Annotated in this window: 18 protein-coding genes; 9 read left to right on the forward strand and 9 right to left on the reverse strand. The window is 64.8% G+C overall.

The window, feature by feature from the left end; all coding sequences use genetic code 11:
• The first annotated feature begins 428 nt into the window (after nt 1-428).
• Both JYK05_RS24015 and JYK05_RS24020 read left to right on the forward strand, forming a co-directional pair.
• Nucleotides 429-1,343: a tetratricopeptide repeat protein gene (locus JYK05_RS24015; RefSeq protein ID WP_206470787.1), complete on the forward strand. Its 915-nt coding sequence runs from the start codon at nt 429-431 to the stop codon at nt 1,341-1,343.
• Between the two features lie 82 nt (nt 1,344-1,425).
• Complete coding sequence (locus JYK05_RS24020) at nt 1,426-1,914, forward strand: low affinity iron permease family protein (RefSeq protein WP_206470788.1); 489 nt, start codon at nt 1,426-1,428, stop codon at nt 1,912-1,914.
• A 31-nt stretch (nt 1,915-1,945) separates the two neighbouring features.
• Here JYK05_RS24020 and JYK05_RS24025 read toward each other — a convergent pair whose 3' ends face one another.
• From JYK05_RS24025 to JYK05_RS24045, 5 genes are all read right to left on the reverse strand, one after another.
• On the reverse strand, nt 1,946-2,902 hold the full coding sequence (locus tag JYK05_RS24025) for an ABC transporter permease (protein ID WP_206470789.1): 957 nt from the start codon (nt 2,900-2,902) through the stop codon (nt 1,946-1,948).
• A 1-nt stretch (nt 2,903) separates the two neighbouring features.
• Nucleotides 2,904-3,911 carry an ABC transporter permease gene (locus JYK05_RS24030; protein WP_206470790.1) on the reverse strand — a complete coding sequence of 336 codons (1,008 nt, stop codon included), beginning with the start codon at nt 3,909-3,911 and terminating at the stop codon, nt 2,904-2,906.
• Entirely contained in the window at nt 3,908-5,470 is a 1,563-nt protein-coding gene (locus JYK05_RS24035; protein WP_206470791.1) for a sugar ABC transporter ATP-binding protein, read from the reverse strand. The genes JYK05_RS24030 and JYK05_RS24035 overlap by 4 nt, the downstream gene beginning before the upstream one ends.
• A 68-nt stretch (nt 5,471-5,538) precedes the next feature.
• Nucleotides 5,539-6,540: an ABC transporter substrate-binding protein gene (locus tag JYK05_RS24040; RefSeq protein WP_206470792.1), complete on the reverse strand. Its 1,002-nt coding sequence runs from the start codon at nt 6,538-6,540 to the stop codon at nt 5,539-5,541.
• Nucleotides 6,541-6,660: 120 nt separating this feature from the next.
• Entirely contained in the window at nt 6,661-7,764 is a 1,104-nt protein-coding gene (locus JYK05_RS24045; RefSeq protein WP_241270129.1) for a LacI family DNA-binding transcriptional regulator, read from the reverse strand.
• 190 nt (nt 7,765-7,954) lie between these two features.
• On the opposite strand from JYK05_RS24045, the gene JYK05_RS24050 reads away from it, so the two are divergent.
• Both JYK05_RS24050 and JYK05_RS24055 read left to right on the forward strand, forming a co-directional pair.
• Nucleotides 7,955-8,755 (forward strand): phytanoyl-CoA dioxygenase family protein, encoded by an 801-nt coding sequence (locus JYK05_RS24050; RefSeq protein ID WP_206470793.1) that lies wholly within the window; start codon nt 7,955-7,957, stop codon nt 8,753-8,755.
• Between the two features lie 41 nt (nt 8,756-8,796).
• Nucleotides 8,797-9,711, forward strand: coding sequence for an aldose 1-epimerase (locus JYK05_RS24055; RefSeq protein ID WP_241270130.1), 915 nt, complete (start codon nt 8,797-8,799; stop codon nt 9,709-9,711).
• A gap of 86 nt (nt 9,712-9,797) precedes the next feature.
• Here the strand turns inward: JYK05_RS24055 and JYK05_RS24060 are convergent, their stop codons facing one another.
• The 3 genes from JYK05_RS24060 to JYK05_RS24070 all read right to left on the reverse strand — a co-directional run bounded on the left by JYK05_RS24060 (nt 9,798) and on the right by JYK05_RS24070 (nt 11,143).
• A complete protein-coding gene (locus tag JYK05_RS24060) occupies nt 9,798-10,094 on the reverse strand; it encodes a hypothetical protein (protein WP_206470795.1) in 297 nt (98 codons plus the stop codon).
• Nucleotides 10,095-10,453: 359 nt separating this feature from the next.
• Entirely contained in the window at nt 10,454-10,777 is a 324-nt protein-coding gene (locus JYK05_RS24065; RefSeq protein ID WP_206470796.1) for a hypothetical protein, read from the reverse strand.
• A 144-nt stretch (nt 10,778-10,921) separates the two neighbouring features.
• Nucleotides 10,922-11,143: a hypothetical protein gene (locus JYK05_RS24070; RefSeq protein WP_175945531.1), complete on the reverse strand. Its 222-nt coding sequence runs from the start codon at nt 11,141-11,143 to the stop codon at nt 10,922-10,924.
• 140 nt (nt 11,144-11,283) lie between these two features.
• On the opposite strand from JYK05_RS24070, the gene JYK05_RS24075 reads away from it, so the two are divergent.
• From JYK05_RS24075 to JYK05_RS24085, 3 genes are all read left to right on the forward strand, one after another.
• Complete coding sequence (locus JYK05_RS24075) at nt 11,284-11,679, forward strand: DUF3140 domain-containing protein (RefSeq protein WP_206470797.1); 396 nt, start codon at nt 11,284-11,286, stop codon at nt 11,677-11,679.
• Nucleotides 11,680-11,774: 95 nt separating this feature from the next.
• The gene (locus JYK05_RS24080; protein ID WP_175945527.1) at nt 11,775-12,986 is read left to right on the forward strand and encodes a putative DNA modification/repair radical SAM protein; all 1,212 of its coding nucleotides are present in this window, start codon (nt 11,775-11,777) and stop codon (nt 12,984-12,986) included.
• A gap of 2 nt (nt 12,987-12,988) precedes the next feature.
• On the forward strand, nt 12,989-14,422 hold the full coding sequence (locus JYK05_RS24085; RefSeq protein ID WP_206470798.1) for a UdgX family uracil-DNA binding protein: 1,434 nt from the start codon (nt 12,989-12,991) through the stop codon (nt 14,420-14,422).
• Here JYK05_RS24085 and JYK05_RS24090 read toward each other — a convergent pair.
• A complete protein-coding gene (locus JYK05_RS24090; protein WP_206470799.1) occupies nt 14,419-15,207 on the reverse strand; it encodes an SDR family NAD(P)-dependent oxidoreductase in 789 nt (262 codons plus the stop codon). The two genes, JYK05_RS24085 and JYK05_RS24090, sit on opposite strands and share 4 nt — an antisense overlap.
• A 231-nt stretch (nt 15,208-15,438) precedes the next feature.
• On the opposite strand from JYK05_RS24090, the gene JYK05_RS24095 reads away from it, so the two are divergent.
• Both JYK05_RS24095 and cls read left to right on the forward strand, forming a co-directional pair.
• Entirely contained in the window at nt 15,439-16,167 is a 729-nt protein-coding gene (locus tag JYK05_RS24095; protein ID WP_206470800.1) for a DUF4410 domain-containing protein, read from the forward strand.
• A gap of 68 nt (nt 16,168-16,235) precedes the next feature.
• Nucleotides 16,236-17,507: a cardiolipin synthase gene (gene cls, locus JYK05_RS24100; RefSeq protein ID WP_206470801.1), complete on the forward strand. Its 1,272-nt coding sequence runs from the start codon at nt 16,236-16,238 to the stop codon at nt 17,505-17,507.
• Nucleotides 17,508-17,607: the final 100 nt, after the last annotated feature.

The raw sequence follows: 17,607 nt of genomic DNA on the forward strand, positions 1-17,607 counted from the left end.
TCCGGCATGCGCGTTCGCAGGGGCTATAGCAAGGTTCGTGACCGAGCGCGCCGAGCCGGAAATCTGGCCCGCGTCTTAGTCGATCAATATGTTTCTGAGACTGCCTTTCGCAATCCCGGATTCGAAATCGACATATATTTTTGCACTATACTCAGCTGAATCCGTTATCGTCCTTTTTCTGCGCGAACCGGGAATACCGTTAAGCACGTTCTCGCGGCGCCGGCTAATTCGTTTTCGCAGGGCAATCGCGGCATTCGCCCAGTCGGACGGGCGTTTGCCGAGGCCTTCGTGCACGCCTTCTAAGAATGTCGTCCGGCGGCCGCTCAATATCAACATAGTGGCCAATGGCGTTTCTAATTCGCGGACGCTTTATTCACCATTATCAATAAAATCATCCGCGATATTTAACTTCGTTTCACATCACGATCATGAACGAACCCATCGATTCGAATATGCGTAGCCTCGCTGAACAGGAAGCGGTGCTTCGCGAGCAACTCGCGCTGCGTCCCGACTCGGCCGCCGTGACTAATAATCTGGGCGTCGTGCTGCGCCTGTTGGGCCGTCTTCCGGAAGCGGAGCAGATGTTCAGGCAGGCACTGGCGCTGCAACCCGATTCCCCCGATGTTCTGGTGAACCTCGCCTTGGTCGCGCTCGATCAACAGCGCAACGATGACGGCCGGGCGCTACTGGAGAAGGCGCTCGTCATTCGGCCCGATTCTCCGGCGGCCAAGTTCGTGCTCGGCGGCCTGCTCCAGAACGAGGGCCGCCTCGACGATGCCGCGAAGGCGTTCTCGGAGGCAATCGCCGCGCAGCCGGATTTCGCGCAGGCGCACGTTTGTCTCGGCCATACGCGGTTCTTGCAGGGGCGCTTGCCCGAGGCCGAAACGGCATGCCGCCGGGGCATCGACCTGGCGCCGCACGTCGTGAACGGTCATCTGGCGATGGGCGATGTTCTCTGCGCGGCGGGTCGGTTGACCGAGTCCGACGCCTCGTTCAATCGCGCGCTCGCGATCGATCCACAGTCGGCGGAAGCGCATTGCGGGCTCGGTAACGTCGCACACCGCCGCTACGATCTGCCGAGCGCCGAAGCCGAGTACCGCCAGGCGTTGGCCTTGCGTCCGACCTTCTTCGAAGCGAGCCGCGGTCTCGGCCTCGTGCTGCTGGCTTTCGGCCGAGCCCAGGAAGCGGAAGGCGCGCTGCGTCAGGCTTTATCGCTCAAGCCGGACGACGCAGATTTGAAAAACGCGTTGAACGCCGCGCTCGCGATGCCCCGAGCGCAGTCCCGTCCCGGCGTGCAAACGAGCGTCGACGCGCTGATTGCGCCGCGCGATCCGTCCGCCTGATCAGCGACGGCGGACTCGGCCGGAATGCTACTGAAAGGAATGACTCTTGCTTGGCGCCCCTCAGACACAAAGGGAGGAAGATATGCAAAGCAAACCCCGAGCCTCGACCGACCAACTCGGGACCATTCCCGACACGTCCAGCCCCGCCTACGCCAAATCGCATCCGTTGATGCGCGCATTCGACAGCTTCGCGAGCCTCGTCACGCGCTGGGCGGGTTCGCCGTTCGCCTTCGGGCTGGCGGTGGCGAGCATCGTCGCGTGGGTCGTCACCGGGCCGATCTTTCACTATTCAGACGGCTGGCAACTCGTCATCAACACAGGCACGACCATCATCACGTTCCTGATGGTGTTTCTCATACAGCAGAGCCAGAACAAGGACAGCGTCGCGCTGCATCTCAAGCTCAATGAACTGCTCGCGACGCATCGCGCGGCGAGCAATCACCTGATCGGCATCGAAGACGCGAGCGAAGAAGAACTGCGCAGGCTCGCGGCCGCGTATCTGCGGCTGGCATCGGAAGGTGCCGAGGCGGCGGCCGGAGCGTCGCCTAGTAGCGCGGCGAAGAAGAATTGAGGCCGCGCGACGAGCATCGGCTCCTGTCGATTCAATGCGTGACTTTCGCCGGCGCGACGCGCTGGTTCAGCACGCGCGCTTGCAGAACGATCACGAGCAACAAGAAAAGCCCGCGAATCACCGACTGCCAGTAAGCCGACAGGCTGATATACCCGAGCCCGTTCTCGAAGTTCAGCAGGTTGAAGACGAGCCCGAGCAGCGCGACGCCCGCAATCGTCATGGCGATGGAGCCTTCGCCGCCCGTCAGCCGCGTGCCGCCGAGCACCACCGCCGAGATCGCGAAGAGTTCCCAGCCGACGCCTTCGTTAGGCTGTCCCGCGCCGAACTGCGCCGCGAGAATCGCGCCCGCGATGCCGGCGAGCAAGCCGCTCAACGCATACACCGCGACGAGCGTGCGATCGACGTTCAGGCCCATCAGCCGCGATGCCTCTTCGCTGCCGCCGATCGCGAGCGCATGACGGCCGAAGCGCGAACTGCGTAGCGCGATCCAGGCAAGCACCGCCGCGACCAGCGACACGATGCCGGGAATCGGCAGGCCGAACAGGTCGCCTTGTCCGAAGGCGGCGAAGTTCGTGTCGGACGAGATGGCGACGGCATCGTTATGGCCGAGCAGCAGCGCGAGGCCATGTGCGCCGAGGCTCGTCGCGAGCGTGACGATGAAGGGAAGAATCCGCATGTGCGTGATGACGATGCCATTCAGCACGCCCACCGCCAGCCCCGCGAACGCCCCGGCGAGCACGCCCGCCACGCCGCCGTGCGGACTCGCCAGCGCGGCGACCACGCTGGCGAGGGCGGCCACCGCGCCCACGGACAGATCGATGCCGCCCGTGATGATGACGAACGCCATGCCGATGGAGATCAGCGCGAACATCGAGTTGTATCGCCAGAACGATGTCACGTTGTAGGCGGAGGCGAAGTGCTCGTAGCGCACGACGCCCAGGACCAGCAACGCGACGAGCGCGATCAGGATAGGAAGGTTCTTCTTCATGTCATGAGCCTCGGCGGCGCTGCACGTACACGGCGGCGATGATGATCGCGGCCTTCAGCACGAGCGCCGCGGCGTCCGGAATGCCGTGCGCGAGCAGCGTGTAACGCAATAGCTGGATGATGAGCGCGCCGATCAGCGTGCCCGTGATATACGCCTTGCCGCCTGTCAGCGCCGTGCCGCCGACCGCGACGGCCGCAATGGCATCGAGTTCGACGCCGAGGCCCACGACGTTCGCATCCGACGACGAGTTCACCGAAATCGAAATGAGCCCGGCGAGACCCGCGAGCGCCGCGCATGCTGTATAGGCGATCAGCTTGACGCGCGCCGTCGGAATGCCGGCAAGATACGCCGCGTCCTCGTTGCCGCCCGTGACGAGCAGATACTTGCCGAAGAGGGTCTTGCGCACGATCCACGTGAAGACGGCGACGAGCGCGAGCATCAGCAGAATCTGGAACGGCACGCCCGCGACCTTGCCGAGCGCGATCCACTGGAACGCCGGATTGTTGAACGCCTGCAGGCTGCCGTCGGTGATTACTTGCGCGATGCCGCGTCCCGCGATGAAAAGCACGAGCGTCGCGACGATGGGCTGCACGCGAAGCCGCGTGACGAGCAGTCCGTTGAACACACCGCACACTGCGGCGGCTATCACGGGCAGCGTGAAGGCGAGCAGAATGCCGAGCGGCCCTTCGATGTTCATGAAGAGCATCGGCGCGATGGCACCGGCAATCGCCATCGACGCGCCCACGGACAAGTCGATGCCGCCTGTCGCCACCACGAGCGTCATGCCGATGCCGACGATCACGATCGTCACCACCTGCGTGAGATTCACGTTGAACGTCTGAAGCGACCAGAAGTGCTCGGTGAAGAACAGGTTGAACAGAATCATCGCGACGAGCACGATGATCTCGCGCTGAATCGCGACGCCGCGCCGTTTCTTGACGGGCGCCGTTTGCGCGTCCGCAGCGAGCGGCGCTACGGGTCGTGCAGCAGGTTGTGTCTTGTCGATCATGAGTCGTTTCCTTGCGCGGCCGTCGCTTGCGCGAGCGTCGATGTTTCTCCCGAGCCGTAGGCGATCGCATCCATGATCGATGCCTCGTTCATCTGCGCGCCATCGAGTTGCGCCACGGTTTCGCCGTCGCGGATCACGACCGCGCGGTCGGCCACGGCGGTGAGTTCTTCCAGTTCGGACGCCGACAACAGCACGGCCATGCCCGCATCGCGCAACTCGCGCACGATCTTCGCGACGTCCGCCTTCGCGCCCACGTCGATGCCGCGCGTCGGCTCGTCGAGCAGCAGAAGACGCGGATTCGTCGCGAGCCAGCGCGCGAGCAAGACCTTTTGCTGATTGCCGCCCGAGAGTTCGCGTATCGGTTGATCGGGCGAGCGCAGCTTGATGCCGAGCGACGCGATGAAGCCGTCCACGATCTCGCGCTGCTTCGCGACGTCCACGACGCCGCGTTTCGTCAGCGCGGGCAGGCAGACGAGCGTGAGATTGTCGCGCACGGAAAGCTCCGGCACGATGCCTTCGGCCTTGCGGTCTTCGGTGAGATACGCGATGCCGCGCGTGATCGCATCTTTCGGCGACTTGAACGCGGCGCTTTCGCCGGCCACCGTGAGCGAACCGCGCGAAGGACGGTCCGCGCCGAACAGAAGGCGCATCGTCTCCGTGCGGCCCGAGCCGAGCAAACCGGCGAGACCTACGGCTTCGCCCGCATGCACGTCGAGCGATACGTTCGTGACTTTCGCGCCCGCCGCGAGCGACTGCGCGCTCAACGCGACCGCGCCGCGCTTCGCCAGATTCTCTTCTTTCACCGCGCTGTCTTCGTGCACGACGGCGGCGAGCGTGCGGCCGAGCATCGTCGTCACGAGCTTGAGCTTGTCCATCTCCTGCATCGTGCTTTCGGCGACTGTCTGGCCGTCGCGCATCACGGTGACGCGGTCGCACAGCGCATACAATTCGTCTAGCCGATGCGACACGAAGATGACCGCGCGCCCGTCGTCGCGCAAGCGGCGCACCACGCCGAAAAGCAGTTCGACTTCGCGCTCATCGAGCGATGACGTCGATTCGTCCATGATGACCATCTTCGCATCCGACGAAACGGCTCGCGCGAGCGCGACCATCTGCTGAATGGCGGTCGAATAGTCGCGCACGGGCTTGCGCACGTCAATATGGAGTCCGAACGACTCGAGCAGTTCGGTCGCACGCCGCTGCACCGATTTCCAGTCGATCAGGCCGAAGCGGCGCGGCTCGCGTCCGAGAAAGATGTTCTCGGCCACCGAGCGAAACGGCACGAGGTTGATCTCCTGATAGATCGTGCTGATGCCGGCTTCGCGCGCTTCCTTCGGCGTGCGGAAATCCACTTCGCGTCCGTCGAAGCGGATGGTTCCGCCGCTCTTGCGATACGCGCCGGTCAGAATCTTGATGAGTGTCGACTTGCCCGCGCCGTTCTGGCCGATGAGCGCGTGCACTTCGCCGGCCGCGACGGTGAGGCGCGCGTGCTTGAGCGCCGCGACGCCGCCGAAGGCAATGTCGATGTCCTGCATGTCGAGTAGGGGAGCAGTGGCCATGCGGCGCTTCCGTCCTTTAGAAAAGCGAGCGCCCGAAGGCGCCCGCGAACCAACATAGACTGCTTCGCTCAATAGCCGTACTGCATGCTGGCGTCGACGTTGCTCTTGTCGTAGAAGCGATCGGATACCTTGACCCACGGCGGAATGGTCTCGCCCTTCGCGTATTTCTGCGCGACATCGCACGCGAGCGGTCCGAAGAACGGGCTCGACTGCACGCTCGCGCCCAGTTCGCCTGCCTTGATCGCTTCGAGGCCGCCCTTCGTGCCGTCGATCGTCACGAGCACGATGTCCTTGCCCGGCTGCTTGCCCGCCGCCTTGATCGCGGCGATCGCGCCGAGCGCCATTTCGTCGTTGTGCGCGTAGACGGCGGTCACGTCGGGATGGGCCTGCAAGAGCGTTTCCATGACCTGGCGGCCCTTGTCGCGCGCGAAGTCGCCGCTTTGCGACGCGACGATCTTCATGCCCGGATTCTTCGCGATGACTTCGTCGAAGCCCTTCTTGCGGTCGTTCGCAGCGGAGGCGCCCGTCGAGCCTTCGAGCTCGATGATCGTCGCCTTGCCGTTCGTGGTCTTCACGAGCCAGTCGGCGGCGCGGTGGCCCTGATCGATGAAGTCCGATCCAATAAACGTGATGTAGTCGCGCCCGGCCTTCGCCATCGACTGGTCGATGTTGCGGTCGACGAGTATCACCGGAATGCCGGCCTTCTTCGCCTGCAACACGACCGGCGCGAGCGGCTTTTCTTCGCGCGGCGGGAACACGAGCAGATCGACGTGCTGCGCGATCATGCTCTGGATGTCGGACACCTGCTTGGCCGCCGAGCTGTTCGCGTCGGTGATGATGACCTGCCAGCCGCATTTCGATGCGACGTCCTTGAAGCTCTTGGTCTCGGCGAGCCGCCACGGGTTATTGCTCTCCGTCTGCGCGAAGCCCACGCGCAGCGGCTTCTTGTTCGGGATCTTCGGCAACGCGTCGTCGGCGGCGTGCGCGGCCCCGGCTGCGAGCGTCAGAACGGTGAGCGCGGCGGCGAGCGGGCGCAGGCCCGAGCGGAGATTCTTGTTTAGCGACAGCATGTCTTCCTCCGATTTGGATGATTCGTCTTGTTGGTAATGCCGATGCTTGTTGTTGCCCGGTCTGTCTGATGCGAGAGATGCTGCTGCCTTGCGCGCTGTTTATGAGCGTCTTATTGGCGGCTAATCACTAATATTATTAATTGCGAACTGATGCGCTTCGGCGATGACCTTCACCGATCCGCGCTCGATCAGCGGGCCGTCGAGCTTGACGGTGCGGCGCCGTAACGGCGCGCCGACGGCGCGGTTGTGTTCCTCTTGCAGAAGCGTTTCGACCGCCCAGCGGCCGAGGTCGTAGTTCGGCAACACCACGGTCGATAGCGGCGGATGCGTGTGGCGCGCGATCTCCTGATCGTCATAGCCGACCACGGAAACATCGTCGGGCACGCGCAGCCCGAGCTGCTTGAGCGCCTCTATCGCGCCGAGCGCCATCAAATCGTTCGCGCAGAAAATGGCCGTCGGCGGATTCGGCTCGCGCATGAGCGAGAGCGTCTGCTCGAAGCCGGCGCCCGAACTCCAGTCGCCTTCGCGCACGAGTTCCGGCGCGAACGGCAAGTCCGCGGTGGCGAGCGCGGTGCGGTAGCCCTTCAGCCGGTCGCGCGCCGCGTCCTGATACGGCTCGCCGTTGATATAGCCGATGCGGCGATGCCCCGCCGCGAGCAGATAGTCCGTCGCCGTGTGCCCGCCCGCGACTTCCGCCGGCACGACCGACGACAGGTTCGCCTCGCTCGCGTAGCAGTTGAGCAGGACCGTCGGCACCTTCGCGAGCGCCGCGGGCAGCGCGACGAGCCGCGTGTAGACGGTCGCGTAGATCACGCCGAGCAGGTTGGGGTTGTCGAGCGTCGCGGCGAGCACGCGCGCTTCGATCTCCGCATTGCCGTGCGTCGAATAGACGGCGAGCAGGCGGCCATGCGCGAACGCGGCGTCGCGCGCGCCGTCGATGCACACGACCGGATGCGGGCTCGTCGAAATCTCATCGGCGAGATACACGATCAGATTGCGCTCGCTCTGCGCGCCCGGTGTGTCGAACGCATCCAGCGCGGCGGGCTCGCGCGGCGTCATGCGATAGCCGAGCTCCTGCGCCGCGCGCAGCACCTTGTCGCGCGTGACGTCCGAGAACTTCGCGCCGCTCGCGTTGTTGAGCACGAGCGACACCGTCGACTGCGAAACTCCGGTGAGCTTCGCAATGTCGGTCATCGTCGGGCGGCGCTGCGTGGTTTTCTTCATCGGACGGATGCGGCGTATGAGGCTTGGCGACAGACCTTAACACTAATATTAGTGATGAACAACACGGAAACCACCTAGCCAGAACATGGGACGGCACAGGGTTTTCACCGAGTATTACTAATAATATTGACGGCGCGATTACTGCCGTGCGATTCTCTTTCGACCGATTGACGACCGAAAGGAGCGGCGCATGGGCCGATACGACGAGACGACGAGAGACGCGCTTGCACAAGCGTTCGAGAGGGACGGTTTCGTGCTGTTGCCGGATCACTTCGAGCGCGCGAAGCTCGAAGCGTGGCGCGAGGCATTCGCGCCGCTGTTGCAGCCACATGTCGATGCAGCGCGCGAGGCATCGGCGAGCGGCAATCGCGGGCCGGGCCGCTATTACGTGACCTTGCCGTTCGAAGGGGAGTTCGCGGACCCGTCGATCATTTGCGACGAGGACATCATCGGCATCGTCGAGCGCGTGGCGGGACGCGATCCGGTCATGTGCCAGCTCGCGACCGATACGCCGGTTCTGGGCTCGGACTTTCAGGACTGGCATCGCGATACGCCGCCGCTTTTCGACGACGCGCCCGAGACGCCGTCGTTCCAGCTTGCCGTGAACTTTCCGCTCGTCGATGTGGACGAGCGCAACGGCTCGCTCGAAACGACGCGCGGCACGCACCGCATCTCACGCGAAGAAGCGCTCGCCGGTCTCGCCGATGGGCGCTTCCCGCCCGAGCGCGTGCCGATGCGCGTCGGCGACGTGATGATCCGCGACGTGCGCGGGCTGCATCGCGGCACGCCCAACTACATCGACGAACCGCGTCCGATGGTCGTGATCGGCTATAGCCGCGCGTGGTATTTCCGGCCCGAGGTGCATATCGACGTGCCGCGCGCCGTGCTCGCCGACTTGCCGCCGCGCGCGAAACGACTGCTGCGCTACAACCCGGTGGTCGAGCGCACCCAGCGCATTTTCGACGAAAACTACCGGCAGTTCGCATATTGAGCGCCGATCGGACCCCGTCCGGGCGCGCGGACGAAGCGCTCGTGGAATTGCGCCACGGCGCGCGGCGCGCGTTGCTCGCCCCGCACGTCGGCGGCGCGATTGCGGCCTTCTTCGACGCCCGCGAGCCCAACGAAGGCGGCGCGGTGCACTGGCTGCGTCCCGCCACCGTCGATGCGCTCGCCGCGCGCAATCCGCTCGGCATGGCGAGCTTTCCGCTCGTGCCATATTGCAACCGTATTCGCGATGCGCGCTTCACATTCGATGGCGCGCTCGTCGATCTGTCCGGCGACGGCAACGCGTTCCCGCACGCGCTGCACGGCAACGGATGGCGGCGGCCGTGGCGCGTCGATGCCGTCTCCGAGGCGAGCGCACGTCTCACGTTGTCGCACGTGCCTTCGCAGGAACCGGCGCATCATTGGCCGTTCGCTTTCGAAGCGGCGCAGGACATCGCGCTCGATGCGCAGTCGCTCAACGTGACCATGTCGCTGCGCAACCTGTCGGACCGGCCGATGCCCTTCGGCCTCGGACATCATCCGTACTTTCCGCGCACCGGGCACACCGTTGTGCGCACGCGGGTCGGGTCGATGTGGCATACGACGCCCGAGCCGCTGCCGACCCGCGCCGGCCCGCACCCGTGCATCGACGCGCTGGCATCGCGCGAGGGCATGTCCGCCGATGCCTTCGATCTCGACAATAACTTCACGGGCTGGTCGCGCGAGACGTCGGTCGCGTGGCCGCGCGAGCATCGCTCGGTCACGCTGCGAGCGGAAGCGCCGTTCGACTTCACGGTGATTTATGCGCCTTCGTCGTTCGGGTCGCTGCTGTGTGTCGAGCCGGTCAGCAATGTCGCGGACTGGGTGAATCTCGATGTCGACGCGTCGCTGAAGGGCGGCGGCGTGCTTGCGGCCGGGGAGTCGGTCAGCGCGCGGTTCTGGCTGACGCCTGAGGTCGAGTAGGGCTGTTTGCGGCTGGCGGCTGGCGGCTGGCGCGACGAGCGCATGCGCTTCTGTTCGGCATGTCGCTCGTCGCGCAGCCGTTGTGCTCAGTGACCGAAGAACACCTCGCATTGCGGCAGGCCGCTGCATGTCTCGGTGGTCCGTCCGCCAGCCGACATGCTCGTCCCGGCTTTCGTGCCGCCGTAGGCCTGTTCGCCGGATGCGGAGTCGGTCTTTGCGGCGTCGGCTTGCCGTGCGGTGTGCGAGGAATCCATCGGACGCATCGTCTGAACGACTTGTTGCGCCGTGTCGGGCATGCCTTGCGCGCGCGCGTTGCCGATGCCCGCGGCCAGCGCACAGGCCGCCATCATCGCGATGAATTTCGGGTTGACGTTCGTCTTCATGTTCCAGCTCCTCAGAAGCGAATGCACAAGCAGCCGGCAACACGTTTCCGGACTCCTTGCAGCGGTGGAAGAAATGGCCCGCCGCGACCATGCGAAGCCAGGGCGTTCGCCGGCCGCAGTCGACCTAGCAACGACGCAGACGACACGACCGAGCCCGCGTGATGAAATGCCGGGAAGTCGCTCGTATGCGGCGGGCGCGATGACTAACCGCGCAGGCACACATTAGGTTCTGGGAAGAAGACGCGAAATCCCTATGTGGAAGGGATGCGTACGGGGGGAGTGCTAAAGCTCAGGAGGGGTTGCGCCCGGCCCGCGCAACGAACGACGCGAACCGGGCGGCCTTGCAAAAAGCGAACGCGTTATTGCGAGCTCGACGTACCGCTACCGGACGAACCCGAACCGCTCTTCTTGTGCATCTTGTTCATCTTGCTGCTGGAACCGCTGCCCGAGCCCATGGTGGAGGAGCCCGTTGCGCCCGACGTTGCGCCCGTCGTGCCATTCGCGTTCGGCGTGCCCATGCCGGTGCCGCCTTGACCCGCGCCGTTGCCGCCTGCCGTGCCGCCTCCCGTCCCGCCGCCGCCCGCGCCACCACCGGCGCCGCCGCCTGCGCCCTGCGCGAACACGGCGCCCGACAGGCTCAGAATCATTGCGGATACCAGCAAGCTCTTCTTGGCGATTTTCATGGTGCCTCCCTTGAATTTGGTCATGTGACGCGCGCCGCTGCGTTTGCCTGCGCGGCGTCGCGCCTTACACCGTGCAATCCGTGTGCCGCAGTTGTAAGCGTCGGCGCTTGCGAGTGCCGCACTTCGGAAGGCAAGCCGATCTGGTCATGCCAGCGCTTCGTCGCACCATTCGATAGCCCACGCCCGCGCGCAATGCAATGCGTCCCACTCGTTCGGGAAAGAGTCGAGATCGCCCGATTCGTGAACTTCTACGTTCGGCGTGTATTCATTGGGCGCGCTGGTGATTCGGGCGCGCGCATAAAAGCTGCCATCTTCATCATGGCGAGCGGTGCAGTCGATATGAAAGTTCTTGTAGTCAAAACGCATTAGGAAGTTCTCCACATGAGAGTGCGTGGCGTCGTGGCTGGTATTCGGGAGCCGGGGCCGACAGGCGTGCAATAAACACCGCTGGAGCGGTGCTTGCTCGATGCCGGTGATGCGGCTGACCTCACCAACGGAGCGCGCTTATGACCACGCACGAAAGGACGCAAGAGAAGACGCAAGAGAAGACGCAACAGCAGCATGGACAATCCGCGGACGCCGAAGACAAGGCGACCTTCGACGAATTCAAAGCGCTCGTCAACATGACGGGGCATCAGCTGGAGAAATGGCTGGCGACGGATGAATCTCAGGCCGTGGGCCAAAAAGACGGGAACGCGGAGTCGGTCGGGCATCAGTCCGGGCGGCGCATTATCGAATTGCTCGGCGCGAAGAAGAGCGAATTGCATGCCGACGACTACGGCCACATGCGCAAGGTCATTGGCTATGTGAAACGCCATTTGGCGCAGCGCCCGCAAGGCGATATCGAGCATACGAAGTGGCGCTACTCGCTGATGAACTGGGGCCATGATCCGTTGAAATAGCAGCGCGGCGGCGCCATGTTTGCCCTACCGCGCGGTTTGCAAACTTCCCGCGACACCATTAACATACTGTATAAATATACAGTATCATAGCCAAGATGGAACTGTCCGAAAAGCTCGAAATTCTTGCGGATGCCGCGAAGTACGACGCATCGTGCGCGAGCGGCGGCGCGCCCAAGCGCGAGTCGCGCGGCGTCGAAGGCTTGGGCGCAAGCACGGGCTCGGGCATTTGTCACAGCTTCACGCCGGACGGCCGCTGCGTGTCGCTGCTCAAGATTCTGCTCACGAACTTCTGCCTGTACGACTGCCAGTACTGCATCAACCGCCGCTCCAGCAACGTGCCGCGCGCGCGGTTCACGCCGGAAGAAGTCGTCACGCTGACGCTGGACTTCTATCGCCGCAATTACATAGACGGGCTGTTCCTGAGTTCGGGCGTGATTCGGTCCTCGAACTACACCATGGAGCAACTGGTGCTCGTGGCGAAGACCCTGCGCGAGAAGCATCAGTTCCGCGGCTACATCCATTTGAAGACGATCCCCGATGCCGATCCCGGCCTGATCGCGCAGGCGGGGCGCTATGCGGACCGCTTGAGCGTGAACATCGAGCTGCCGACCGAGATCAGCCTCGAGCGCCTCGCGCCGGAAAAGAGCGGCCGCACCATCAAGCTGGCGATGGGCAACATTCGTGTCGCGCGCGAGGAGTCGGAAGCCGAGCCGCGCGCGCCGCGTTTCGCGCCGGCGGGGCAAAGCACGCAGATGATCGTCGGCGCCGACGAGACCGACGACCGCACCATTCTCGGCACCGCCGAAACGCTGTACGGCTCGTATCAGTTGAAGCGCGTCTACTATTCGGCGTTCAGCCCGATTCCCGACAGTCCGTCCGGCGTGCCGTCGAAAGCGCCGCCGCTTCTGCGCGAGCATCGGCTGTATCAGGCTGATTTTCTGATGCGCGGCTACGGCTTCAATGCCGCCGAACTGCTCGGCGATGCAGGCAATCTGCCGCTCGATGTCGATCCGAAGCTCGCATGGGCGCTCGCGCATCGCGAGCGTTTCCCGGTCGATCTGAACACCGCGCCGGTGCGGATGATCGCGCGGGTGCCGGGCATCGGCATGCGCAACGCGAAGCGCATCGCGGAACTGCGCCGCGCGCGTCGCGTGCGCTACGCGGATCTCGCGCGGCTGCGCTGCGCGATGGACAAGGTGAAGCCTTTCGTCGTGACCGAGGACTATCGGCCGCCGCTCGCCGAAGCATCGTCGGAACATTTGCGAAAGGCGCTTGCCACGCAGCCGGTGCAGCTTTCGCTCATCTAGCGATGCATGTCATCACCATCGACGACGACTTCGACGCGTGGCGCAGCGCGGCACTCGACGCGCTCGCCCGAGACCTGAAGCCCGAGTCGATCGAATGGCGCACGCAGCAAAGCGACACCCCCGCGTTATTCGCGGCATCTAGCGAAACGGCCGCGCCGGCCACTGAAGCAGCGCAAGTGCGCGTCTCGCGCGAACTCGCCGCGTTGCTGAAGGACGCCGCGCATTTCCGCGACGAGCGGCGCTTCAGCTTTCTGTATCGCGTGCTGTGGCGCTGGACGCATGGCGACCGCTCGGTGGCGTCGGCGGCCGATGAAGACGGCGCGCGGCTCTACAAGATGGCAAAGGCGGTGCGCCGCGCGCAGCACGACATGATCGCGTACGTGCGTTTCCGGCAGCGCGAGGCGTCGCTCGGACCGCCGGAATTCGTCGCGTGGTACGAGCCGGATCACGACGTGCTCGCCTGGGGGGCGGAGCATTTCGCGGCGCGCATGGGTCAGTCGACGTGGCTCATCACAACGCCGGACGGTGCGGCCATGTGGAACGGCGAGCGTCTGCAGATCGAGCGTCGCCGCGCGCTTGCGTCCGACCATGCGTCCGACACGCCGGACGCCGCCGAAGATCTGTGGATGACCTATTACCGCAGCATCTTCAACCCTGCGCGTCTGAACGAATCCGTGCTCCAGCAGCAAATGCCGGTGCGCTTCTGGAAGGGATTGCCGGAAGGCGCGCTCATTCCGCAGCTCGTCAGCGATGCGCGCGGCGGCGCGCGGCGCGTCGCGCAGGCGCGGGCGGTCGGCGCGCTCGGCGGCAAGATCGTGCAGGTGGAGGCGGAAGACGCGCAGCCGGAACGCGACGCGCCCACGTCGCTCGACACCTGCCGCCGCTGCGATCTCTGGCGTCACGCGACGCAAGCCGTCCACGGCGCGGGCCCGGCCGATGCGCGCATCATGCTGCTCGGCGAGCAGCCGGGCGATCAGGAAGACCTGAAAGGCGAGCCGTTCGTCGGCCCCGCCGGACAGTTGCTCGACGACGCCATGCGCCAGGCGCAGGTGCCGCGCGAGCAGGTCTATCTGACCAACGCCGTGAAGCATTTCAAGTGGGAGCCGCGGGGCAAGCGGCGGCTGCACAAGACGCCCGCGCAGCAGGAAATCGAAGCGTGCTCGTACTGGCTGGAGCGCGAGCTGGAACAGACCGGCGCGCGCGTCATCGTCACGCTGGGCGCGACGGCGCTCACCGCGCTGCTCGGCAAGCGCGCGACGTTGCGGGCGCATGTCGGCCGCGTCACGCCGTATGGCGACAAGCTGATCGTCGCAACCTATCACCCGTCCTATGCGCTCAGGCAACTCGACGACACCGCGCGCGACAAGACCATCGCCGATATCGTCGATGCGCTCGCCCGGGCACGGTCGCTGGCCGCGCAGACGCAGGCGGGCTAGAACGCGGCGCGCACCACGCCGCCGTCCGCGCGCAACGCCGCGCCGTTCGTCGCCGACGACAACGCCGAGCACACGTACACGACCATGTTCGCGATTTCCTCCGGCGCGATAAAGCGCTTGAGCAGCGAACTCGGCCGCGCTTCCTCGAAGAACGACTTCTGCACATCGTCCATGCTCTTGCCGCCGGAGAGCTTCTCGACGAACTCGGTCACGCCTTCCGAACTCGTCGGGCCGGGCAAGACGGAGTTCACGGTGACGCCGGTGCCCGCGCACGTTTCGGCGAGCCCGCGCGACAGCGCCAGTTGCGCGGTTTTGGTCAGACCGTAGTGGATCATCTCGACGGGAATCTGGATGCCGCTTTCGCTGCTGATGAACACCACGCGGCCCCAGTTCTTCTGCTTCATCTTGGGCAGATAGGCGCGCGAGAGCCGCACGCCCGACATCACGTTCGCGTTGAAAAAGCGCAGCCAGTCGTCGTCGGAGATGTCTTCGAACGGCTTGGGCTCGAAGATGCCCATGTTGTTCACGAGGATGTCGACCTCGGGGAAGCGCTGCACGAGCGCGTCGACTTGCGCGGCGTCGGAGACATCGCCTGCGAAGCCTTCGGCCTGCGCGCTTGGCACGAGCTGGCGCAGCTTGTCGAGCGCGGCATCGACGGATGATTGCGAGCGTCCGTTTACGATCACGCGCGCGCCTTCACGCGCGAGCGCCACGGCAATGGCATGGCCGATTCCTTTCGTCGAGCCGGACACGAGTGCGAGCTTGTTGGCGATTTGGAGGTCCATCGTTGCTCCTTCGAAGCGTGGGTTGAATGGCGGCGCTTGAGCGCGCGTTCGACGCATGGTAGCGAGACTCGCGTGTTCATGCTCAAAAGCGGCTTTGGCACGCCTGACACCCGGCGACATAAATGTTGGATGGCGTGCGCGGCGGGCATCGTCCATAGTGGCCCCACGGTGATCGACAGCGACGCCGCAGACCCGCAGACCGTAATTCAGCCAACGAACTCAGGTGCCGACATGTCTCATGTAACGAACGTCTCCTCGCTCGAATCCCTCGTCCGCCACGCCCGCCGCGCGCTCGTCGCGGGCCTCGTGACCGGTGTCGCGCTGTTCGCGGGCTCGGCGAACGCGGCGAGCGCTGCGGTGCCCGCGGACACCACGATCTACGTGTATCCCTTCGCAAGCGACGCGGGCGACGTGAAGCTCGACAATCACGGCCTCGCGTCGAAGCTCAAGACCGCGATGTCCGGCGACACAGAGGCGCAGCAGCAGGCGCAAGACGCCATCGCGGCGCGCGAAGAAGTGGCCGACGAAATCGTCGCGAAACTCCAGTCGATGGGTCTGCGCGCGGTCCGCGCCGACGTCGCGCCGCCCGATGACCAGAACGCCCTTGAAGTCGTCGGCAGCATCGACAAGATCGACGCGGGCAATCGTCGCCGCCGCCTGTTAATCGGGCTCGGCGCGGGACAAACCAAGGTCACGGCGACCGTGCAGCTCGTGTTCAAGCCGGCGCACGGCACGCCGCAATTGCTCGAACAGTTCGATGCCCGGGCGGACAGCGGCCACGCGCCGGGCGTCGCGGAAACGGCGGGCGTCGGCGCGGTGGCGGGTCACGCGGTGAGCTCGATCGCCGTATCGGGCGGACTGCACGCGGTTTCCGAAACGAAGCGCGCGGGCGTTTCATCCGATGAACAGCGCTTGGGCGACGCCATTGCCAAGCAGATCGGGCAATCCGCGCAAACCTGATGGCCCGCGCGTTCCGGAACCACATACACTACCGGTTCCGGACGGATGTTCGCTTCGCGAGGCCCTGCATGCCCACGCTTGCCCTGATTGCGTTGACCGTCGTCGCGACCGTGATCGTGGTATTGGTGATCGCCAACCTGACGAGCGGTGAAAAGAAGATCGAGCACAAGATCGAGCGTCTCTACGCGAGCGACGATCCGCAGTTCCTTCGGTCGATGGGTCTGCTGCTCGGGCCGCCCGTGGTGGACGGCAACCGCTTCGAGGTGCTCGTGAACGGCGATGAAATCTTTCCCTCGATGCTCGAAGGCATCCGCTCGGCGAAGAAGACGATCACCTTCGAGACGTTTATTTACTGGTCGGGCGCGATAGGCGAGCAGATCGCCGACGCCCTGGCCGAAAAGGCGCGCGCAGGCGTGTCGGTGCATGTGCTGCTCGACTGGGTCGGGTCGTCCAAGATGGACAAGCGCTACTTGCAGACGCTGCGCGACGCGGGCGCCGAGGTCATTCAGTATCACAAGCCGCACTGGACGGGACTCGGCCGCATGAACGACCGCACGCACCGCAAGCTCCTCGTGATCGACGGCCGCACGGGTTTCACGGGCGGCGTCGGCATCGCGGACGAATGGACAGGCCATGCGCAAGACGAGAAGCACTGGCGCGATACGCACTTTCGCGTGCAAGGTCCGGCGGTCGGGCAGATGCAGGCGGTCTTCATGGACAACTGGGTCAAGGCCACCGGCAACGTGCTGCACGGCGCGAATTATTTTCCCGAGATCGAGCGCGCGGGCGACGGTCTCGCGCACATGTTCAGCAGTTCGCCTTCGGGCGGCAGCGACGACATGCAGCTCATGTATCTGATGGCGATCACCGCTGCGACGCATTCCATCCACTTGTCGAGCGCGTACTTCGTGCCCGACAAGCTGACCATCAACGCGATCGTCGAGGCGGCGCGGCGCGGCGTGCGCGTGCGCATCATCACGCCGGGCAAGCGCATCGACACGCATACGGTGCGCGAGGCATCGCGCGCGTGCTGGGGCGATCTGCTCGCGGCGGGCGTTGAGATGTACGAATATCAGCCGACGATGTTTCATTGCAAGCTCATCGTCGTCGACGAATTTCTGGTGTCGGTCGGCTCCACCAACTTCGACAGCCGGTCGTTCAAGCTCAACGACGAAGCGAACCTCAACATCTACGACCGCGATTTCGCGCGCCAGCAGACCGCGATTTTCGACGCCGATATCGAGCGTTCAAAACGCATCACGCTCGAAGACTGGCAGCGTCGCGGGCTTGCGGAACGGATGCTGGAACGCGTTGTGGCATTGTTGGACCCTGAACTGTGATGCGCCCGCGCATGGACAAAAGCTGTTCTTGCGCCGGGCTTTCGAGCGGCCTAAAGATTGGCCAGTGTGCGCCGATAAGACGCTTACGCAAACACGCCCC

Source organism: Caballeronia sp. M1242 (assembly GCF_017220215.1).
Lineage (GTDB): Bacteria > Pseudomonadota > Gammaproteobacteria > Burkholderiales > Burkholderiaceae > Caballeronia.